The following is a 17,964-nucleotide window of genomic DNA, read 5'->3' as shown; positions in this document are numbered from 1 at the left end:
GTTAAACCAAACGCGTCACGTCTTTATCCGCGGACGAGGTGCAGGGAGGACCACCATGACCGCGCCAACGATTCACGAGCAGGCCACGAGAGCCACCGCGACCCGGCCGGAGAAGCTGGACCCCCGGTCGCTCACCGACAGCGCCAGCGACCTGCTGAACGCCATGGCCGCGCTGCCGGCGGGCCACCCGTCCCGGACGTCCCTGCGGGACCGGGCCATCGAGGCCTGGCTGCCGCTGGCAAACCACCTCGCCCACCGCTACAGCGGGCGTGGCGAGCCGACCGACGACCTGGCCCAGACCGCCGCCGTGGGGCTGATCAAGGCCATCGACAAGTTCGACCCCACCCGTGGTGTCGACTTCGCCGGCTACGCGATCCCCACCATCATCGGCGAGCTCAAGCGGCACTTCCGGGACCGCACCTGGGACATCCGGGTCCCCCGCCGCCTGCAGGAGCTGCGCCTGGCGATCTCCGACGCCAACAGCCAGCTGCTGCAGACCCTGGGCCGCTCGCCGACGGTCGCCGACATCGCCGCCCACCTCAAGCTCACCGAGGAAGAGGTCCTGGAAGGCCTGGAGGGTGCCCGCGCCTACAACGCGGTGTCGCTCTCCACCCCGACCGGTGACGGTGACCGGGCGACCGAGCTGGGCGACATGCTCGGCGGCGAGGACGGCGAGTTCGAGCTGGCCGAGCTGCGGGTCGCCCTCGGCCCGGCGCTGGCCACCCTCGACGAGCGCGAGCAGAAGATCCTCACCCTGCGCTTTTACGGCAACCTCACCCAGTCGCAGATCGCCGGCCAGATCGGCGTCTCGCAGATGCACGTGTCCCGGCTGCTGGCCCGGGCGCTTACCAAGCTGCGTGGGCAGCTCGACGGCACCTACTGACACAGGTTCGACGGTGGGCCGGGTCAACGGAGACCCGGCCCACCGTCGTGTCCCACGACCAGTCGGCCCACCGTCGTGTCTCGTCAGGTCGGGTCTCGCCACATGGGGTAGAGGGTCGGCCCCTGCGGCACGTCCAGGGTGGTGGCGGTCCGGCGGAAGCCGTACCGGTGGTAGAGGTTCGTGCTGCGCAGGGTGCTCGCCTCCAGGTAGGCGGCGGTGCCGGTCGCGTCGAGCTGGGCGAGCTGGTGCTCCAGCAGTGCCGCGCCGGCGCCGGCACCCTGACGGTCCGGGCGCACCCCGATGAACGGCAGGTAGCTGTGCGGCCGGGTCGGATGGTCGGCGGCCATCAGGGCGTCCAGCACCGCGAACCGCTTGGCGTGCTCCGGGCCGATCGCCGCCGCCAGCACGGCGGACAACTCGTCGTCGCCGGACTCACCGTCGCCCGGTGCGCCCCCGTCCGCCGGACCAGCGCCGGCTGGTCCACCGGACGGGGTGGGGTGACCCTCGAACGGCAGCCAGAGGGCGACCCCGCTGCCGTCGTCGGTCAGGTGCAGCTCACCGTCGGCGAGCGCCAGTTCGGCGAAGGGCCGGAAGAAGGCCGGATGCAGCCGCGCACGGGCGGCGTCGTCGGGGAAGATCCACCGGCTGACCGGGTCCGGCAGGAAGGCCTCCGCCAAGATCCGGGTGGCCTGTTCGACGTCGGCGACCGAGGTGGCCGGCCGGACGGCAGCAACTGAACGGGACATCGTCGTCTTGCTCCAAACACCAGGGGGACGGACGCGGGGCCGTGCGGGCCGGCTGTCGGGCCGGCCCGCACGGGCTCACCGCCGGGCGGGGTACGGGTGCGCCGGCGCGGGGGTCGGGTGCAGGCTGGGCTCGGGCAGCCCCTCCTCGATCGCGCCACGACCGATTCCGGCGTACACCTCGGGGTGGTTGGCCCGCAGCACGGCCCCCCAGGCCAGCCCGACGGCGGCGGCCAGCAGCACGATTGCCGGCAGCAGCCAGCGCAGCGCGGGCGGCGTGTCCGGGGTGAGCAACGCGTCGAAGTTCACCACCAGGACGACCAGGATCAGCAGCAGCGAAACGGTGGCCGCCACCGGTGCGACGACCCGCTGCCAGGCGGTCTCCGGGCCGGAACGCCGACTACGGAAGTAGCCGACCACCGCGGCGGAGGTCAGCGTCATCAGCAGCACCACGCCGACCGCGGACACCCCACTGAACCAGGTGAACAGGTCGATGATCGGGTCCCGTCCGGCCCAGGCGAAGGCCAACACCACCACCACGGCCAGCACGCTCTGGGTGAGCGAACCGCTGACCGGCGCGCCGGTACGCCGGCCGGCGCGCCCCAGGAAGGCCGGCAGCACCCGCTCCCGGCCCAACGCGAACAGGTACCGCGCCACGCCGTTGTGGAACGACAGCAGCGCGGCCAGTACCGAGGTGATGAACAGGACGTTGGCGATGTCGGCGACCGTCGTGCCGGCGTGCTCGGCCAGCGCACCGAAGATCACTCCCGGTCCCGCCTCGGCGGAGGCGGCCTGGGCGTTCTGCGGCCCGGTGGAGACGGTAAGCGCCCAGGCCGAGAAGGCGTAGAAGAGGCCGGTGAAGGCGACGGTGATGTAGGTGGCCCGGGCCACCGTGGTCCGCGGGTCCTTCACCTCCTCGCTGTAGATCGCGCCGGACTCGAAGCCGGTGAACGAGGCGATGCCCAGTGCCAGCACGGCGCCGAGTCCCGCGGCGAAGAGGTTGCCGGGTGCCAGCCCGTCCAGGGTGATGCTGCCGCCGGCCGGGTTGCCCAGGGCGACCACGTCGAAGATGACGACCGCGACGCACTCCAGCACCAGCAGGATCGCCAGCACGGTGGCGTTCAGGTCGACCTGCAGCAGGCCCAGCACGCCGACCACCGCCCAGGAGACGAGGGCCCAGACCCACCAGTCCAACTCGACGGAGAACTTCGTCGCCATGAAGTCGCCGAAGATCGCCCCGAAGAGTCCGTAGAGCCCGATCTGAATGGCGTTGTAGGCGGCCAGGGCGATGAACGAGCCGGCCACTCCGGCGGAGCGCCCGATTCCGTTGGCGATGTACGCGTAGAAGGCGCCGGCGTTGGCGACGTACTTGCTCATCGCCGCGTAACCGACCGCGAAAAGCCCCAGGACGACGGCGAGCAGAAGGTAGGAAAGGGCCGCACCGACGTTTCCACTGACGGCGTACATGGTGGTGACCCCACCACCGAGAACGGTCAGTGGCGCGGATGCCGCGACGGTGAAGAAGACGAGGTGTGCTGTTCCCAACCGGCCGCGACGCAGGCCGCTGTCCAAGGGGAACTCGTCGGCAGACATGGATTGGCTCCAAAGATGGGGGCAGGGATGATCCACGGACTGGAACCATCGAAGAGTAGGGCTGTTTCCAGCCCCTCACAAGATGTTCGTCCACTGTGGTTCATTCCGTCCGGACCATCCGGAAGCTAGGACAACTCGGTCATTCCCTACTCGTTTCGTCACTTTGGATCAACATGGTTGAACCTTCAGTGATCTTGCCGTACCATCCGATGTCGGCTGCTGCACCCGTATGCCCATTCCCTCGGAAGGCTGAGGATGACCAATGCCAATTACGGCCCGTCCGTAATGCGCCTGGCCGATGAACTCTTCCTTATCGGGCACGACGACTTCACCGGCAAGCCCCTGGCGGCGGCGAAAGTTCTCGACACCGCGCTGGCCGGCGCGGCCCTCGCCGAACTCATTCTCGACGGGCGACTGTCCATCGAGAACGCCGCGGTGGTCGCCCTGGACAACCAACCCCGTCAGGAACCGCTGACCGACCTCGTGCTCGGCGAGATTCTCCGGCGGGGCAGCGGACACTCGACCCGACTCTGGTTGGCATTCATCCGCGACGAGATGCAGATTCGGGAACGGGTGGGCACCCGGTTGGTCAGTGGCGGGTGGGTACGCCGGGAGGAGAGCCGGGGTCTGAGCCTGCGGATGTCCGTACGCTGGCCCGGGGTCAACCCCAACCAGGTGGCCGCCCCCCGGGTACGACTGGCGGCCAGCCTCCAGCAGGACCACCGCCCGTTGGACACCACCACCGCGACGCTGGCCGCGTTGACCCGGGCCGGCAACCTGGTCAAGGTGCTGACGCTGGTGGACCGGTCGGTGTCCGACCGGATCGACGCGGGTCGGCAGCACCTGCCGATGGTGCTGCAGTCACTGCTCAGCGCGGTCGACTCCGCGGTGGCCAGCACCGCCGTGCAGGTACGCCGCTGACCCGGCTCACGCCTCGTCGACCACGTCGGCCACGACGACGGTGACGTTGTCTGGCCCACCGGCCCGCAGGGCCAGGTCGATAAGCGTCCCGGCGCACTCGGTGCGGTCGGGATGCCCGGCCAGCACCTCGGCCAGGGTGTCCGGGCGCACCACGTTGGACAGACCGTCGCTGCACAGCAGCCAGCGGTCACCGGCCCAGGGCACCATGGTCGCGTAGGTGGGCGAGACCTCGTCGCCCTGCAACGCCTGGGTCACCACGGCCCGACGGGGGTGACTGCTGGCCTGGTCGGCGGTGATCACACCCTGCTCGACGAGCATCTGCACGAAGGTGTCGTCGCGGGTGATCTGCTTGAGCACCCCCTCCCGGAACAGGTACGCCCGCGAGTCGCCGATGTGCGCCAGCGCGAGGCAGCTGCCGGTACGGGCGAAGAGCAGGGCGGTCAGGGTGGTGCCCATGCCCCGCCGGTCGGAGTCCTCGTCGACCGCCTGCCGGATTCGCCGGGTCGCCAGGTCGATGCCGCTCTGCAGGGCGGCCACCAGCGCGTCCTCGGGTGTCTCCAGGTCCAACGGCCCGACCGCCTCGATGGCGATGGTGCTGGCGAGATCACCGGCGGCCATCCCGCCCATGCCGTCGGCGACGGCGACGAGCCAGGATCCGGCGTGGTGGGCGTCCTGGTTTCCGCTGCGGATCAGCCCACGGTCGCTCGCCCCCACGGAACGCAGCTTCAGGGTCATGGGAGGAAGCCTGCCAGGCGAAGGGCGTAGTTGTCTCTAGGAGATCACGACGACCCGGCGTGGCGCGGCGAATCTCACTGACCGACGGACCGGTTCGGGCAGGTCGGGGAAGAAATCAAGCTGCGTCAATTGACACGCCCGTCACCTGCTGGAAATATCGATCCATCGCCTGGGAGCGCTCCCAGGCGATCTCCCCCACCTTGCCACCCCCGGAAGGAACCCACGTGACGTCATTGAGACGCCGCAGCGGCCGGCTCGCGCTGCTGGCCGCCGCGAGCACACTGGCCCTCACCGGCACCACCGCCGGCGTGGCCGGCGCCGAAGTCCCACCGGACGCCCCCGAACAGGTCCGCAACGGCGACTTCGGCGAAGGGGTCAGCCCCTGGTTCTCCTTCGGCACCGGCGCGCTGCAGGTGACCGACGGGAAACTCTGCACCACGGTACCCGGTGGCCTGGCCAACCCCTGGGACGCCGGAATCGGCCAGGAGGGCATCCCGCTGATCGCCGGCGCCGAGTACACCCTCGGCTTCGACGCCACCGCCGACCCGGGCACCGCCATCAAGGCGGTGCTGCAGCTCGGTGGGCCGCCGTACACCTCGTACGCCACGGTGGACGCCACCGCCGGCAGCTCCGGCGAGCGGGTCGAACAGACCTTCACCGTCCCGGAGGGCAACCCCTCCGCCCAACTGATCTTCCAGATCGGCGGCAGCGCCGCGGCGCAGACCTTCTGCCTGGACAACGTCTCGCTGCGCGGCGGCGAGGCGCCCGAGCCGTACGAGCCGGACACCGGCCCCCGGGTCCGGGTCAACCAGGTCGGCTACCTGCCGGGCGGCCCGAAGAACGCCACCATCGTCACCGCGGCCACCGAGGCGCTGCCCTGGCGGCTCACCTCCGCGACCGGCGCGGTGCTGGCCAGCGGCCGGAGCACTCCGCGCGGGGTCGACGAGGCCTCCGGGCAGAACGTGCACAGCGTCGACTTCTCCGCCTACCGCACCGCCGGGACCGGGCTGACACTGGTCGCCGACGGCGAGACCAGCCACCCGTTCGACATCTCCGGCACCGTCTACGACCAGCTGCGCTCCGACTCGTTGCAGTTCTTCTACGCCCAGCGCAGCGGCATCGAGATCGACGGCGACCTGATCGGCGAGGAGTACGCCCGGCCCGCCGGGCACCTGGGCGTCGCCCCCAACCAGGGTGACGTCGACGTGCCCTGCCAGGCCGGGGTCTGCGACTACCGGCTGGACGTGCGGGGTGGCTGGTACGACGCCGGCGACCACGGCAAGTACGTGGTCAACGGCGGCCTGGCCACGTACCAGCTGCTGAACACCTTCGAGCGCACCAAGACCGCGGCCACCGCCGACGGCGGGGCGGCGCTCGGCGACAACACCCTGCGGGTGCCCGAGCGGGGCAACGGCACGCCGGACATCCTCGACGAGGCCCGCTGGGAGCTGGAGTTCCTGCTGCGCATGCAGGTGCCCACCGGCAAGCCGCTGGCCGGGATGGTGCACCACAAGATCCACGACCGGAACTGGACCGGCCTGCCGCTGGACCCGGCCGACGATCCGGAGCCCCGGGAGCTGCACCCGCCGTCGACCGCGGCCACGCTGAACATGGCCGCCACCGCCGCTCAGTGCGCCCGGCTCTTCGCCCCCTACGACGCGGCGTTCGCCACCCGCTGCGGCACCGCGGCCAGGACCGCCTACGCGGCGGCCAAGGCCAACCCCGCCCGGTACGCCAGCCCCGCCGACTCCACCGGCGGCGGCGCGTACGACGACAGCGTCGTCACCGACGAGTTCTACTGGGCGGCGGCCGAGCTGTACCTCACCACCGGCGAGCAGAAGTACCTGACCGACCTGACCGCCTCGCCGCACCACACCGCAGACGTCTTCGACGCGCGCGGCTTCAGCTGGCAGGGCGTCGCGGCCCTCGGCCGGCTCGACCTGGCCACCGTGCCCAGTGGCCTGCCGGCCGCCGAGCGCACCCGGATCCGCGCCTCGGTCACCGGGGCCGCCGACGAGTACCTGGCCGAGATCGCCGACCAGGCGTACGGGCTGCCGATGCCGGGCGATGCGAACAGCTACTTCTGGGGCGCCAACGGCAACATCATCAACAACGCGGTGGTGCTGGCCACCGCCTTCGACCTGACCGGTGACGCGAAGTACCGCGACGGCGCGGTGCAGGCGATGGACTACCTCCTCGGCCGCAACGCGCTCAACATCTCCTACGTCACCGGCTGGGGCGAGCACCACGCCAAGAACCAGCACAGCCGGATGTTCGGCAACCAGTCCGACCCGTCCCTGCCGAACCCGCCCGCCGGTTCGCTCGCCGGTGGCGCCAACGCCGCCCTGCAGGACCCGTTCGTCGCCGCGCTGCTGCCCGGCTGCGAGCCGATGTTCTGCTACGTCGACGACATCGCCTCGTACTCCACGAACGAGGTGGCGATCAACTGGAACTCGGCGCTGGCCTGGATCGCCTCCTTCCTCGCCGACCAGGACGACGCCCCGGCGCCGGCCCGCTCCACCTGCACCGCCGAGTACGTCAACTACGGCACCTGGGCCGGCGGTGGCGGCTTCACCAGCCAGGTGACCATCCGCAACACCGGCACCAGCACGGTCGACGGCTGGACCGCCCGGTTCGCCTTCACCGGTGACCAGAAGCTGCGCGAGGCCTGGCTGGCCAGGGCGAGCCAGAGCGGGGCCACGCTGAGCGCGAAGAACGAGTCGTACAACGCCCGGATCGCCCCCGGCGGCACGGTGACGTTCGGGTTCAACGCCACCACCGGCGGCGGCGCCAACCCCGCACCGGGTCTGATCACCCTGAACGGCAAGGCCTGTTCCTGACCTCCCACCGGCACCACCGAGCACGGCCGGTGCCGCCTCCCGCAACTCGTCGGGCGGCGGCACCGGCGCGTGCGCCCCGGGCCTCAGCGGCCCAGCCACCGCAGCAGCTCGCCGCCCTGCTGCCAGATGGTCAGCACGGAGAAGACGCCGAAGAGCAGCACCGCCCAGATCAGCGCGGCCACCCGGTAGCGGCGCGGACGGATCTGCTCGGGCAGCACCCGTCGGTTGAGCACCAGCAGCAGGATCGAGTAGACGAACATCATCAGCCCACCGACGCAGGCGGAGATCACCAGCAGCGGCAGGGGCTGGCTCAGGCCGGCGAGCAGGATCAGGCAGCCGATCACGACCAGGCCCCAGACCAGGGCGAAGTAGATCCGGCTCTCCGAGCGTCCCCGCAGGTACGAGGTCTTGAGCACGTCGGCGGCGAGCCGGCTGGTGTAGTCGACGATGCCGAGCGCGGCGGCGAACAGCGAGAGCGCGCCGATCAGCCAGAACAGGGTGCCGAACCACGGTCCGACCAGTTCCTTGAGGCGGTTGCCCTCGACCTCCAGGAACGACACGCTGTTGGCCAGGCCGGGCACCCCGTAGACGGTCGAGTAGGCGAGCATCGACATCAGGGTGATGGTCACGAACGAGATCAGCACGAAGGTGACCAGCTGTTCCCGGTTGGCCAGCCGCCACCAGCGCCGCCACCGGCGCAGGTTCTCCTCGGTCGGCTCGAAGACGAAGCCGGCCGCGCCACCGGCCGCCTCCTCCCGCCCGGTGACCGGGCTGACCAGTCGGGGCACGTACGCGCCCATGCCGTAGCCCTTGTCCCGGATCCAGTTGGACTGCACCAGGTTCTGCCCGCCGCCGGCGCCGGCGAAGACCAGCGCGGAGAGCATCAGGGCGAAGCCCAGCTCCGTCGGGAAGTCCGGTGCGGTGACCGTCCGCGGCAGCTCACCCCAGGTGTCGGCGGAGATGGCGAAGACCACCGCCACGCCGATGAAGAGCACCACCAGGCCGACCTTGACGAACTCGACCCGTTCCAACGCCTGGTAGACCACCGGGGCGAGGGTGAGGGTAGCGCCGATGACCAGCAGCATGCCGATCGAGATCCAGGTGACGTCCCCGCCGACCAGGTAGGTCACCATCGTCGCCGAGCTGGACGCCCAGCCGGGCCAGAGGTTGGCGAAGTAGACCATCACGGCGAAGACCAGTCCCCAGTGCCGCCAGAACCGGGAGAAGCCGGTAAGCGCGGTCTCCCCGGTGGCCAGGGTGTACCGCTCGATCTCCATGTTGAGGAACCACTGGGTGACGATGCCGACCGCCGCCGCCCAGAGGAAGACCAGCCCCACCTGCGAGGCGATGTACGGGTAGAGGACGAACTCACCGGAGGCCAGCCCCACCCCGGCGGCGATCACCCCCGGGCCGATGATCGGCCAGGCCGAGCCCGGCGGTGGTGGCAGCTCCCGGACGGTGACACCGGGCAGGTGGCGGGTGGGAAATCGATCGGCTGCGGTCTGCGGCATCGGGGACCTCCGACGGGTGGGGTGTGCCCCTGGCTACCCGCCCCCGACCGGACATGAAACCTTGCCGATGTATGAATGGCCGCCCGACGGTGAGGTCAGCCGATCTCCTGGTCCACGAAGCACCAGCGCCACGCCTCGCCGGGCTGCACCGAGCGCATCACCGGGTGACCCGACTGCTCGAAGTGGGCCCGGGCGTGCCGGTACGGCGACGAGTCGCAGCACCCCACGTGCCCGCAGGTGAGGCAGGAGCGCAGGTGCACCCAGTGGTCGTTGCCGATGGCCACGCACTCCGGGCAGACCTCGGTGGTCTCCGGCTCGGCGGTGCCCGCCTCGGTCAGGTGCCGACAGCTCACTGGTCGTCCCGCCGCAACAACGACTCCTCCAGGTCCAGGTCACGGTAGGCCCGCACGAGCACCTCCTCGGGGATCCGACCGGAGTCGCGGGCGGTCCGGAAGACCTCCCGCTCCGCGTCGATCATCTCCTGTCGTAGTCGACCGTACGCCTGTGACGGGGTCTCCTGGGCGCCACCACCCAACTGCTCCCAGGCCAGGTTGGCCCGGAACTCCGACAGCCAGCGCAACCGCTCCACCACCGAGTCGGGGGCGCTGCCGGCCAACTCGTCCAGCCGCTCCTGGGCCGCCCGGCTGGCCTGCTGCTGGACCCCGGCGGCGGCCAGGGCGTCCTGCACCGGGTCGTCGGGGGGCAGCCGCAGTCGCCGGGCCACCGCCGGCAGGGTCGCACCCTGGGCGACCAGCGACACCACGATCACCGCGAAGGCCAACCAGATGAACAGCCGTCGGGGGTACGACTCCCCCTCGTCCAGGGTCAGTGGCAGGGCGAGCGCGGCGGCCAGGGTGACCACCCCCCGCATCCCGGCCCAGCCGACCACCATCGGGATCCGCACCGGCGGTGCCGGGTCCCGCCGGCGCACCTTCGGCACCAGCCGGGCCAGGTAGGTCGCCGGGAAGACCCAGACGTAACGGGCCAGGAAGACCGTGGCCAGCACCGCCAGGGTGGTCCCGACCAGGGTGCCCAACGGCTCACCGAGGCCGAGGACGAGGTCCCGCAGCTGCAGGCCGACCAGCAGGAAGACCAGGCCCTCCAACACGAACCGGACCAGCCGCCAGAACGCGCCTACCTGCAACCGGGAGGCCGCCGAGAGCAGCACCGGCAGCTTGTGCCCGATGCCCAGGCCGGTCACCACCACGGCGACCACCCCGGAGGCGCCGATCGTCTCGGCGGCCAGCAGGACCGCGAACGGGATCAGCAGCGACAGCGCGTTGTCCAGCAGCGGATCGCTGATCCGCCCGTGCAGGAAGCTGAAGAGGACCACGCCGACCACCCCGACCAGGACGCCGCCACCGGCCGCCCGGACCACCTCGAGCGCCACCTCGCCGACGCTCACCGCCGAGCCGATCGCCGCCATCGAGGCCACCCGCAGCAGCACCAGCGCGGTGGCGTCGTTGACCAGACTCTCCCCCTCCAGGATGGTCACCACCCGCCGCGGCAGCCCGATCCGCCGGGCCACCGCGCTGGCCGCGACCGCGTCCGGCGGGGCGACCACCGCGCCGAGGGCCAGGCAGATCGCGAACGGCACCGCCGGCAACAGCAGGTGCACCACCAGACCGACCGCGAACGCCGTGAAGATCACCAACCCGACCGCGAGCAGCAGGATCGGCCGCAGGTTGAGCCGGAACGCCGGTACCGAGGTCTCCAGCGCCGCCACGTAGAGCAGCGGTGGCAGCACCCCGACCAGGACGAAGTCCGGCTCGATCCGCAGGTGCGGGAAGCCCGGCACGAAGGACAGCGCGAGGCCGATCACCACCAGCACGATCGGGGCGAGCAGACCGAACCGGCGGGCCAGGGCCGCGCCGAGGGCGGCCACCGCCAGCAGGACCACGACCTCGAAGAGGGCCTCCATGAGGTATGAGCCTAGGCGGCGACCCTCACCCCGCGGTGCGCAGTTTCGGCAGCACCTCCGCCCCGAAGGTGTCGATGAAGGCCCGCTGCTCCTGCCCGACGTGGTGCAGCGCGATCTGGTCGAAGCCCAACGCCACGTACTCCTCCAACCAGCCCACGTGCCGGCCCAGGTCGGCGGAGATGTGGACCACCTCGGCGAGCTTCTCCCGGGAGATCTCCTGCGACACCACGTCGAAGTGCTCCGGGGTGGCCAGGTCCCAGCAGACCGGCGGGGCGAAGACGTTGCTGCGCCACTGGTCGTACGCCAGCTCGAAGGCCTCCCGCTCGTCCGGTGACCAGCTCAGGTGCACCTGCAGGTGCAGCGGGCCCCGCCCACCGGCGTCCCGGTACGCGTCGATCATCTGCCGCAGGTGCGCCACCGGGGCGTTGACGGTGATCAGCCCGTCGGCCCACTCGGCACACCAGCGGGCGGTGGCCACGCTGGTGGCCGCGCCGATCAGCGCCGGCGGCTGCTCCGGCCGGGTCCACAGCTTCGCCCGGTCGACCCGGACCAGCCCGTCGTGGCTGACCTCCTCGCCGGCCAGCAGCGCCCGGATCACCTCGACGCACTCGCGCAGCCGGGCGTTGCGCAGCTCCTTGCGGGGCCACACCTCGCCGGTGATGTGCTCGTTGGCGTTCTCGCCGCTGCCCAGGGCGGCCCAGAACCGGCCCGGGTACATCGCGCCGAGGGTGCCGATCGCCTGGGCGATGATCGCCGGGTGGTAGCGCTGCCCCGGCGCGTTGACCACGCCGAAGGACAGGTTGGTGGCCTGCAGGGCGGAGCCCAGCCAGGACCAGGCGAACCCGGACTGGCCCTGGCGTTCGCTCCAGGGTGCGAAGTGGTCCGACGACATGGCGGCGTCGAAACCGGCCCGCTCGGCGTGGATCACCGCCTCCAGCAGGGCGCGCGGGTGGATCTGCTCGTGGGACGCGTGAAAGCCGAACACCGTCATGGCCGCCACTCCTACCCACCCCACCCCCCACCCATACCTGTAAGGAAGGGCCCCCTGTTAACGCTTTCTGTATAGGAAGGGGCCCTTCCTTACAGGTGCGGCGCGGCGGGCGGCACCGGTGCGCGGCGGGTGCGGGGTGGGTTACTCGGCGTGCGAGCCGGCGCCGGCCACCGCCGAGCCGTCGCCCACCCAGACGGTCTTGGTGTTGCAGAACTCCCGCATGCCCAGGGCGGACAGCTCGCGGCCGTACCCGGAGTTCTTCACCCCGCCGAACGGCAGCTCCGGGAAGGACGTGGTCATCCCGTTGACGAAGACGTTGCCGGCGTCCAGGTCGGTGGCGAAGCGCTCCTGCTCGGACGGGTCGGTGGTCCAGGCGTTCGAGCCCAGGCCGAAGCTGGTGCCGTTGGCCACCTCGATCGCCTCGTCGTACGACGACACCCGGTAGAGGCCGGCGACCGGGCCGAACACCTCCTCGGCCCACATCCGCATCTGTGGGGTCAGGTCGGTCACCACCGTCGGCGGGTAGAACCACCCGGCGCCGGAGGGGACCTCGCCACCGCAGAGCACGGTGGCCCCGTGCTCGACCGCGTCGCGTACCTGGGCGTGGATCTCGTCGCGGCCCCGCTCGCTGGCCAGCGGACCGACGTCGGTGCGCTCGTCCATCGGATCGCCGAGGCGCAGCGCGGACATCCGCTCGGCGAACGCCCGGGCGAAGTCGTCGAAGACGTCGGTGTGCACGATGAACCGCTTGGCGGCGATGCAGGACTGCCCGTTGTTCTGGCAGCGGGCCGTGGTGGCGACCTCGGCGGCCCGCCGTACGTCGGCCGAGGGCATCACCACGAAGGGGTCGCTGCCGCCGAGTTCCAGCACGGTCTTCTTCAACTCCCGACCGGCGATCGCGCCGATGGACCGCCCGGCGGCCTCGCTGCCGGTAAGCGTCGCGGCCCGTACGCGGGGGTCGCTCAGGATCCGGTCCACGGCGTCCGAGCCGACCAGCAGGGTGCCGAACGCCCCCTCGGGGAACCCGGCCCGCCGGAACAGGTCCTCCATCAGCAGGGCGGTCTGCGGCACGTTCGAGGCGTGCTTGAGCAGGCCGGTGTTGCCGGCCATCAGGGCCGGTGCGGCGAACCGCATGACCTGCCAGAGGGGGAAGTTCCACGGCATCACCGCCAGCACCGGCCCGATCGGCTGGTACCGGACGAAGGCCCGGGTGGCGCCCACGGCGCGGGCGTCGGCGGGCTCGTCGGCGAGCATCCGGGCGGCGTTGGCCGCGTAGAACCGGCAGGCCGCGGCGCACTTGGTCACCTCGGCCTTCGCCGCGGCGTACGTCTTGCCCATCTCGGTGGTCATCAGTCGGGCGATCTCGTCGCGGTCGGCCTCCAGCCGGTCGGCGGCGGCGCGCAACCAGTCGCCCCGCTGGGCGATCGAGGTGCCGCGCAGCTGCCGGAAGGCCAGGTCGGCCCGGTCGATGGCCGCGTCGACCTGCTCGTCCGACATCGGGTCGTACGTCTTGAGCACCTCACCGGTGGCGGGGTTGACGGTGGCGATGGACATCTCGTACTCCTGTCACTCGAAGAGTGAGTGGCGTGTGCCGGGTTCCTCGCGGCGGCGGGCGATCCGGCGGCGTTGGATGACGACCAGGTCGAGCACGGCCACCACGGCGAGGACCGCGCAGGCCACGCCGAGCCACGCCACCCCGGCGGTGAAGGCGAGGACGGCGAAGACGGTCATGCTGACCAGACCGAAGCTGGCCAGGGCGAACCGGAGGTTGAGCGCACTGTTGGCGTGACCGACGGTGCCTCGGGCACGCCGGGGCTGTGATCGCGTCATCCTGTCGAGCTACCCCGGATCGTCGCCGTTAACCAACGCCCGGCGACGCACGGCGGGCAAGGATCACACCGCGTCGCCGTGGTGGTCCGGGCAGGTGGCGACGAAGATGATGCCATGACCCACCTGGTACCGGTGACCGTCGCCATCACCCGACGCGCCGATCCTCGTCGTACCAGTGAGATGGTGGCGTGGATGCGGGCCGGCACGGCGCTGGCGGAGGCCTTCCCCGGTTTCCTCGGCGCGGGGTGGGTCCGCAACGCGCCCGGTTCGGCCCAGTGGCACATGCTCTACCGCTTCGCCGACGCCGACACGCTGCGGCACTGGGAGGAATCGCCGCAGCGGAACTGGTGGCTGACCTCCGCGCAGGGCATGGTCGAGCACACCCGGGTCGAGCGGCGGACCGGGATCGAGGGTTGGTTCGACCCGCCGCTGGAGCAGGTCGTGCACGAGCCGGGCCTGGCCGCCGGGCCGATCCCGTCCCCGCCCCGGTGGAAACAGGCGGTGACGATCTGGCTGGCGTTCTTTCCGCTGAGTCTGGCCGCCAACCTGCTGGTCGGTTGGTTGCTTCCGGACGCCGCGCTGGCCGCCCGGACCCTGCTGATCACCCTCTGCCTGACGCCGCTGATGACCTACCTGGTGCTGCCCCGGATCACCCGTTGGCTGCACTGGTGGTTGCACGGCCAGCCCGCCCCCTGGCGGGTAGCAGACCGCTGACCTTTCCGCCAGAAAGTGCCGGATACCCGACATCGACCACCCTGCCACCCCGGTCGGACACATAGGGTTACCTGCCCGTAGCTCTCGATGCCGGACGGGGAAGCCATGCCAGCCGGGGAAGCCATGCCTCGACGTTGGGCCACCGCCGTCGTCTGCCTGTTGGCGCTGGCCGCGCTCGCCTGCGAGGGCGACGGCACCGCCGCTCCCCGCCCGTCGGACGACCCGCCGGGCAGCGGCGGCCCCGGCTCCATCGCCGCCCTCGGCGACTCGGTCACCACCGGCTTCGCCTCCTGCCTGGTGCTCACCGCGTGCGAACGCAACTCCTGGTCGACCGGGGACGGCGTCCGGGTCGACAGTCTCTACCGCCGGTTGGTCGACCAGGATCCGAAGATCCGCGGCCGGGCGACCAACCACGCCGAGTCGGGCGCGCGGGCCGCCGCCCTGGCCAAGCAGGCCGACGCGGCCGTACGCGCCAAGGCCGACTACGTCACGGTACTGATCGGCGCCAACGACGCCTGCCGACAGGACATCGACCAGATGACCCCGGTGGCGACCTTCCGCGAGCAGGTGGACCAGGGCCTGCGGACGCTGCGCAAGGGGCGGCCCAAGGCCCGGGTGCTGGTGGTCAGCATCCCGGACCTGAACCGGCTCTGGGAGATCGGGCACACCGACAGTCGCGCGGTACGGGCCTGGCGCACCGGCATCTGTCCCGCCCTGCTGGCCGACCCGACCTCGACGGAGCAGGCCGCCAAGAACCGCCGGGCGAGGTTCGGCAAGCGGATCGACGCGTACAACGACCAACTCTCCGCCGCCTGCCGGGCGTACGGTTCCCGCTGCCGGTACGACGGCGGTGCCGCGCACCGGGTCCGATTCACTCCAGACATGGTCAACCGGCTGGACTGGTTCCACCCCAGCGTGGCCGGGCAGAACCGGCTGGCCGAGGTGACCTGGCGGGCCGCCCGGCTCGCCGACTGACCGCGCCGGGCGGATCAGTCCGGGCGGATCAGTCCGGGCGGGCCTGCGGGTCGCCGGCCGCGGCGTCCCGGTAGAGCGCCCGGGACCGATCGGCGAGGCTCTTGGTGGCCGACGAGTTCGCCCAGGTGCCGAGGACGATCGCCGCGCCGGGCACCATCTTGGCGAAGACCCGCTTCGCGGCACGTACCCCGGCCATCTGCGCCAGCTTGACCCCCAACCGCAGCATCACCCGCCCCAGCGGGGTCTGCGACCCGGTGCCGAACAGCGCACCGGCGCGTTCCCGGCCGGCGGCCACCCCGAGGGCCAACCGGGCGCTCGCGGCGGCCTTGTGCACCTTCTGCAGGACCAGCAGGTCGGTGGCGCGGTCGGTGTGCTCCGGGTCGACCCCGTAGGCCGCCGCGATGTGCAGCACCATGCGGGCCTGCGTCCAGGCCAGCACGCCGACGTCGATCACCGCGCCGGGCAGGCCGGCGGCACCGGAGACGGCACCGGAGAGCCGGGCCCGGTTGACGAACCGCTTCACCGCCAGTTCGGCTAGGGCCTCCGGGGTCGCCCCCGGCCGCTCGGCGCGTACCTTCCGGGCCCACTGCCGGGCCTCGGGACCGAGCCGGCGGACCGCCTCCAGGGCCAGGTGCTCCGGGGCGTACTGGGGATCCTCCCGCATCCGGTCCCAGAGCCGGGCCGGTGGCCCCTCCGGGGCGTCCTCGGCGGCCCCGGCCGGTTGCGCCGGTGGGCGCGAGCCCGCCGGGGCCGCCGGTGGCGGTGGGTCCTGCGGTGACCGTGGGGCCGGCGGGACGGGGCCGGACGGCCCCGGGCCTCCGGTGGCCGACGACGGCGTCGGCAGGGTGGACTCTCCGTCGACAGGCACCGAGTCGGTCAAGGATGGCTCCCCTGGTCGGATGGACGCTTACGGACCTGGTCGGACGGCCGCGGACGGGCTCCGCGGCGCAAGTGGCTCAGCGGCGCCGACCGGACAACCGGCTGGCCAGCTGCCGCAGCTTGTCCTGGTTGCCGGGCTTGGCCAGCTCACGGCGACCCCGGTCGACCATCTGCTGACCCTTCGGCGAACTCAGGAACCGGCTGATCCGCTGCATCAGTGCTGACATCTCATATCCTCCTGTCGACGACCCCGCAGTCATGTGTACCCCGTGGGGGCAACCACCAACCGTCCACTGTGTCGCCGGCACGGAGCGGGTCCGCCCGGCAGAAGTCGGACGATAGGCTCCATATCTCCAGGTGCCGGCCGGCGACACGGCCGGCTCAGGAATGCACGAGGATGGTGGGTACGTTCCCCCGTTCGGGTGGCCGCCCGCGCGGTCGCCGTACGCACAGCCCCAGGGAGGTCCCGTCCGGTGCTCGACCCACACGAGCTCTACGAACTCGCCGACGAGCTGCCCGACCTCGGTCAGCCGGTGCTCATCCAGGCCCTGACCGGTTTCGTCGACGCCGGCAGCGCCACCAGGCTGGCCCGGGAACAGCTGCTCACCTCGCTGGAGGCCCGCCCGGTGGCCACCTTCGACGTCGACCAGCTCTTCGACTACCGCTCCCGCCGGCCGGTGATGACCTTCGTCGAGGACCACTGGGAGTCCTACGACGCGCCCCAGCTGGCCCTGCACCTGCTGCACGACGACGACGAGACCCCGTTTTTCCTGCTCACCGGCCCCGAGCCGGACCTGCAGTGGGAGCGCTTCGCCGCCGCCGTGGCCGGGCTCGCCACCCGCCTCGACGTCCGGCTGACCGTGGGACTCAACTCGATCCCGATGGCGGTGCCGCACACCCGGCCGACCGGGGTGACCGCGCACGCCACCCGGCGGGACCTGATCGCCGGCCACGAGCCGTGGTTGCAGCGGGTGCAGGTCCCCGGCAGCGTCGGCCACCTGCTGGAGTTCCGGCTCGGCGAGGCCGGCCGGGACGCGCTGGGCTTCGCCGCGCACGTGCCGCACTACGTCGCCCAGACCGAGTACCCGGCCGCTGCCGAGGTGCTGCTCACCTCGGTCTCCCGCAGCACCGGCCTGCTGTTGCCCACCGAGGACCTGCGGTCGGCCGCCGAGGTGGTCCGGGTCGAGATCGACCGGCAGGTGGGCCAGACCGAGGACGCCGCCGCGCTGGTCCAGGCCCTGGAGGAGCAGTACGACGCGTTCGCCCGAGGACGTGGCGAGAAGAACCTGCTCGCCGCCGAGAACGGTCCGCTGCCCACCGCCGACGAGCTCGGTGCCGAGCTGGAACGCTTCCTGGCCGAGCAGAGCCGCCCGGGTGACACCCCGGGCAGCTGATCCACCGGCCGGGGCCGAGAATGGGGCAGGCTGG

Annotated in this window: 17 protein-coding genes; 6 read left to right on the top strand and 11 right to left on the bottom strand. The window is 71.6% G+C overall.

Going from position 1 to position 17,964, the window contains the following annotated elements; translation table 11 throughout:
* The first annotated feature begins 55 nt into the window (after positions 1–55).
* On the top strand, positions 56–883 hold the full coding sequence (locus tag GA0070617_RS11560; RefSeq protein ID WP_091436355.1) for a SigB/SigF/SigG family RNA polymerase sigma factor: 828 nt from the start codon (positions 56–58) through the stop codon (positions 881–883).
* An 83-nt stretch (positions 884–966) separates the two neighbouring features.
* Here the strand turns inward: GA0070617_RS11560 and GA0070617_RS11555 are convergent, their stop codons facing one another.
* Together GA0070617_RS11555 and GA0070617_RS11550 are read right to left on the bottom strand one after the other, a co-directional pair.
* On the bottom strand, positions 967–1,629 hold the full coding sequence (locus GA0070617_RS11555) for a GNAT family N-acetyltransferase (RefSeq protein ID WP_091436351.1): 663 nt from the start codon (positions 1,627–1,629) through the stop codon (positions 967–969).
* A gap of 75 nt (positions 1,630–1,704) precedes the next feature.
* The gene (locus tag GA0070617_RS11550) at positions 1,705–3,219 is read right to left on the bottom strand and encodes an APC family permease (protein ID WP_091436347.1); all 1,515 of its coding nucleotides are present in this window, start codon (positions 3,217–3,219) and stop codon (positions 1,705–1,707) included.
* A 255-nt stretch (positions 3,220–3,474) separates the two neighbouring features.
* On the opposite strand from GA0070617_RS11550, the gene GA0070617_RS11545 reads away from it, so the two are divergent.
* Positions 3,475–4,140, top strand: a complete 666-nt coding sequence (locus tag GA0070617_RS11545) for a GOLPH3/VPS74 family protein (RefSeq protein WP_091436345.1) — start codon at positions 3,475–3,477, stop codon at positions 4,138–4,140.
* 6 nt (positions 4,141–4,146) lie between these two features.
* On the opposite strand, the gene GA0070617_RS11540 is transcribed toward GA0070617_RS11545, so the two are convergent.
* Positions 4,147–4,875, bottom strand: a complete 729-nt coding sequence (locus GA0070617_RS11540) for a PP2C family protein-serine/threonine phosphatase (protein ID WP_091436343.1) — start codon at positions 4,873–4,875, stop codon at positions 4,147–4,149.
* Between the two features lie 224 nt (positions 4,876–5,099).
* On the opposite strand from GA0070617_RS11540, the gene GA0070617_RS11535 reads away from it, so the two are divergent.
* Positions 5,100–7,715, top strand: a complete 2,616-nt coding sequence (locus tag GA0070617_RS11535) for a glycoside hydrolase family 9 protein (RefSeq protein WP_091436340.1) — start codon at positions 5,100–5,102, stop codon at positions 7,713–7,715.
* A gap of 83 nt (positions 7,716–7,798) precedes the next feature.
* Here the strand turns inward: GA0070617_RS11535 and GA0070617_RS11530 are convergent, their stop codons facing one another.
* From GA0070617_RS11530 to GA0070617_RS11505, 6 genes are all read right to left on the bottom strand, one after another.
* Positions 7,799–9,226 carry an Nramp family divalent metal transporter gene (locus tag GA0070617_RS11530; RefSeq protein ID WP_091436337.1) on the bottom strand — a complete coding sequence of 476 codons (1,428 nt, stop codon included), beginning with the start codon at positions 9,224–9,226 and terminating at the stop codon, positions 7,799–7,801.
* A gap of 95 nt (positions 9,227–9,321) precedes the next feature.
* A complete protein-coding gene (locus tag GA0070617_RS11525) occupies positions 9,322–9,579 on the bottom strand; it encodes a UBP-type zinc finger domain-containing protein (RefSeq protein WP_091436334.1) in 258 nt (85 codons plus the stop codon).
* The gene (locus GA0070617_RS11520) at positions 9,576–11,147 is read right to left on the bottom strand and encodes a Na+/H+ antiporter (protein WP_091436330.1); all 1,572 of its coding nucleotides are present in this window, start codon (positions 11,145–11,147) and stop codon (positions 9,576–9,578) included. Before GA0070617_RS11520 ends, GA0070617_RS11525 begins: the two co-directional genes overlap by 4 nt.
* A 25-nt stretch (positions 11,148–11,172) precedes the next feature.
* A complete protein-coding gene (locus tag GA0070617_RS11515) occupies positions 11,173–12,138 on the bottom strand; it encodes a TIGR03885 family FMN-dependent LLM class oxidoreductase (protein WP_091436328.1) in 966 nt (321 codons plus the stop codon).
* Positions 12,139–12,279: 141 nt separating this feature from the next.
* Complete coding sequence (locus GA0070617_RS11510; protein ID WP_091436326.1) at positions 12,280–13,692, bottom strand: NADP-dependent succinic semialdehyde dehydrogenase; 1,413 nt, start codon at positions 13,690–13,692, stop codon at positions 12,280–12,282.
* Positions 13,693–13,704: 12 nt separating this feature from the next.
* Positions 13,705–13,968, bottom strand: coding sequence for a DUF6343 family protein (locus GA0070617_RS11505; RefSeq protein WP_091436325.1), 264 nt, complete (start codon positions 13,966–13,968; stop codon positions 13,705–13,707).
* Positions 13,969–14,082: 114 nt separating this feature from the next.
* Between GA0070617_RS11505 and GA0070617_RS11500 the strand changes: the two genes are divergently transcribed.
* Together GA0070617_RS11500 and GA0070617_RS11495 are read left to right on the top strand one after the other, a co-directional pair.
* Positions 14,083–14,682, top strand: coding sequence for an antibiotic biosynthesis monooxygenase (locus tag GA0070617_RS11500; RefSeq protein WP_091436322.1), 600 nt, complete (start codon positions 14,083–14,085; stop codon positions 14,680–14,682).
* Between the two features lie 123 nt (positions 14,683–14,805).
* Positions 14,806–15,657 (top strand): GDSL-type esterase/lipase family protein, encoded by an 852-nt coding sequence (locus tag GA0070617_RS11495; RefSeq protein ID WP_091436320.1) that lies wholly within the window; start codon positions 14,806–14,808, stop codon positions 15,655–15,657.
* Positions 15,658–15,685: 28 nt separating this feature from the next.
* On the opposite strand, the gene GA0070617_RS11490 is transcribed toward GA0070617_RS11495, so the two are convergent.
* Positions 15,686–16,537, bottom strand: a complete 852-nt coding sequence (locus tag GA0070617_RS11490; RefSeq protein ID WP_229688306.1) for an EcsC family protein — start codon at positions 16,535–16,537, stop codon at positions 15,686–15,688.
* Positions 16,538–16,613: 76 nt separating this feature from the next.
* Positions 16,614–16,763: a hypothetical protein gene (locus tag GA0070617_RS30515; RefSeq protein ID WP_175440502.1), complete on the bottom strand. Its 150-nt coding sequence runs from the start codon at positions 16,761–16,763 to the stop codon at positions 16,614–16,616.
* A gap of 246 nt (positions 16,764–17,009) precedes the next feature.
* On the opposite strand from GA0070617_RS30515, the gene GA0070617_RS11485 reads away from it, so the two are divergent.
* Complete coding sequence (locus GA0070617_RS11485; protein ID WP_091436317.1) at positions 17,010–17,930, top strand: proteasome assembly chaperone family protein; 921 nt, start codon at positions 17,010–17,012, stop codon at positions 17,928–17,930.
* Positions 17,931–17,964 lie beyond the last annotated feature (34 nt).

The sequence above is a fragment of the Micromonospora yangpuensis genome (assembly GCF_900091615.1).
GTDB classification, from domain to species: Bacteria; Actinomycetota; Actinomycetes; order Mycobacteriales; family Micromonosporaceae; genus Micromonospora; species Micromonospora yangpuensis.
The sequence above is the reverse complement of the archived record's forward strand: the minus strand, read 5'-3'. Positions and strand labels throughout refer to the sequence as shown.

What these genes read in the sequence shown, in the direction of transcription:
- GA0070617_RS11515 (WP_091436328.1), bottom strand. Translation starts at nt 12,138, where the DNA reads ATGACGGTGTTCGGCTTTCACGCGTCCCACGAGCAGATCCACCCGCGC.
- GA0070617_RS11495 (WP_091436320.1), top strand. Translation starts at nt 14,806, where the DNA reads ATGCCTCGACGTTGGGCCACCGCCGTCGTCTGCCTGTTGGCGCTGGCC.
- GA0070617_RS11540 (WP_091436343.1), bottom strand. Translation starts at nt 4,875, where the DNA reads ATGACCCTGAAGCTGCGTTCCGTGGGGGCGAGCGACCGTGGGCTGATC.
- GA0070617_RS11500 (WP_091436322.1), top strand. Translation starts at nt 14,083, where the DNA reads ATGACCCACCTGGTACCGGTGACCGTCGCCATCACCCGACGCGCCGAT.
- GA0070617_RS11520 (WP_091436330.1), bottom strand. Translation starts at nt 11,147, where the DNA reads ATGGAGGCCCTCTTCGAGGTCGTGGTCCTGCTGGCGGTGGCCGCCCTC.
- GA0070617_RS11560 (WP_091436355.1), top strand. Translation starts at nt 56, where the DNA reads ATGACCGCGCCAACGATTCACGAGCAGGCCACGAGAGCCACCGCGACC.
- GA0070617_RS30515 (WP_175440502.1), bottom strand. Translation starts at nt 16,763, where the DNA reads ATGTCAGCACTGATGCAGCGGATCAGCCGGTTCCTGAGTTCGCCGAAG.
- GA0070617_RS11510 (WP_091436326.1), bottom strand. Translation starts at nt 13,692, where the DNA reads ATGTCCATCGCCACCGTCAACCCCGCCACCGGTGAGGTGCTCAAGACG.
- GA0070617_RS11505 (WP_091436325.1), bottom strand. Translation starts at nt 13,968, where the DNA reads ATGACGCGATCACAGCCCCGGCGTGCCCGAGGCACCGTCGGTCACGCC.
- GA0070617_RS11545 (WP_091436345.1), top strand. Translation starts at nt 3,475, where the DNA reads ATGACCAATGCCAATTACGGCCCGTCCGTAATGCGCCTGGCCGATGAA.
- GA0070617_RS11555 (WP_091436351.1), bottom strand. Translation starts at nt 1,629, where the DNA reads ATGTCCCGTTCAGTTGCTGCCGTCCGGCCGGCCACCTCGGTCGCCGAC.
- GA0070617_RS11530 (WP_091436337.1), bottom strand. Translation starts at nt 9,226, where the DNA reads ATGCCGCAGACCGCAGCCGATCGATTTCCCACCCGCCACCTGCCCGGT.
- GA0070617_RS11550 (WP_091436347.1), bottom strand. Translation starts at nt 3,219, where the DNA reads ATGTCTGCCGACGAGTTCCCCTTGGACAGCGGCCTGCGTCGCGGCCGG.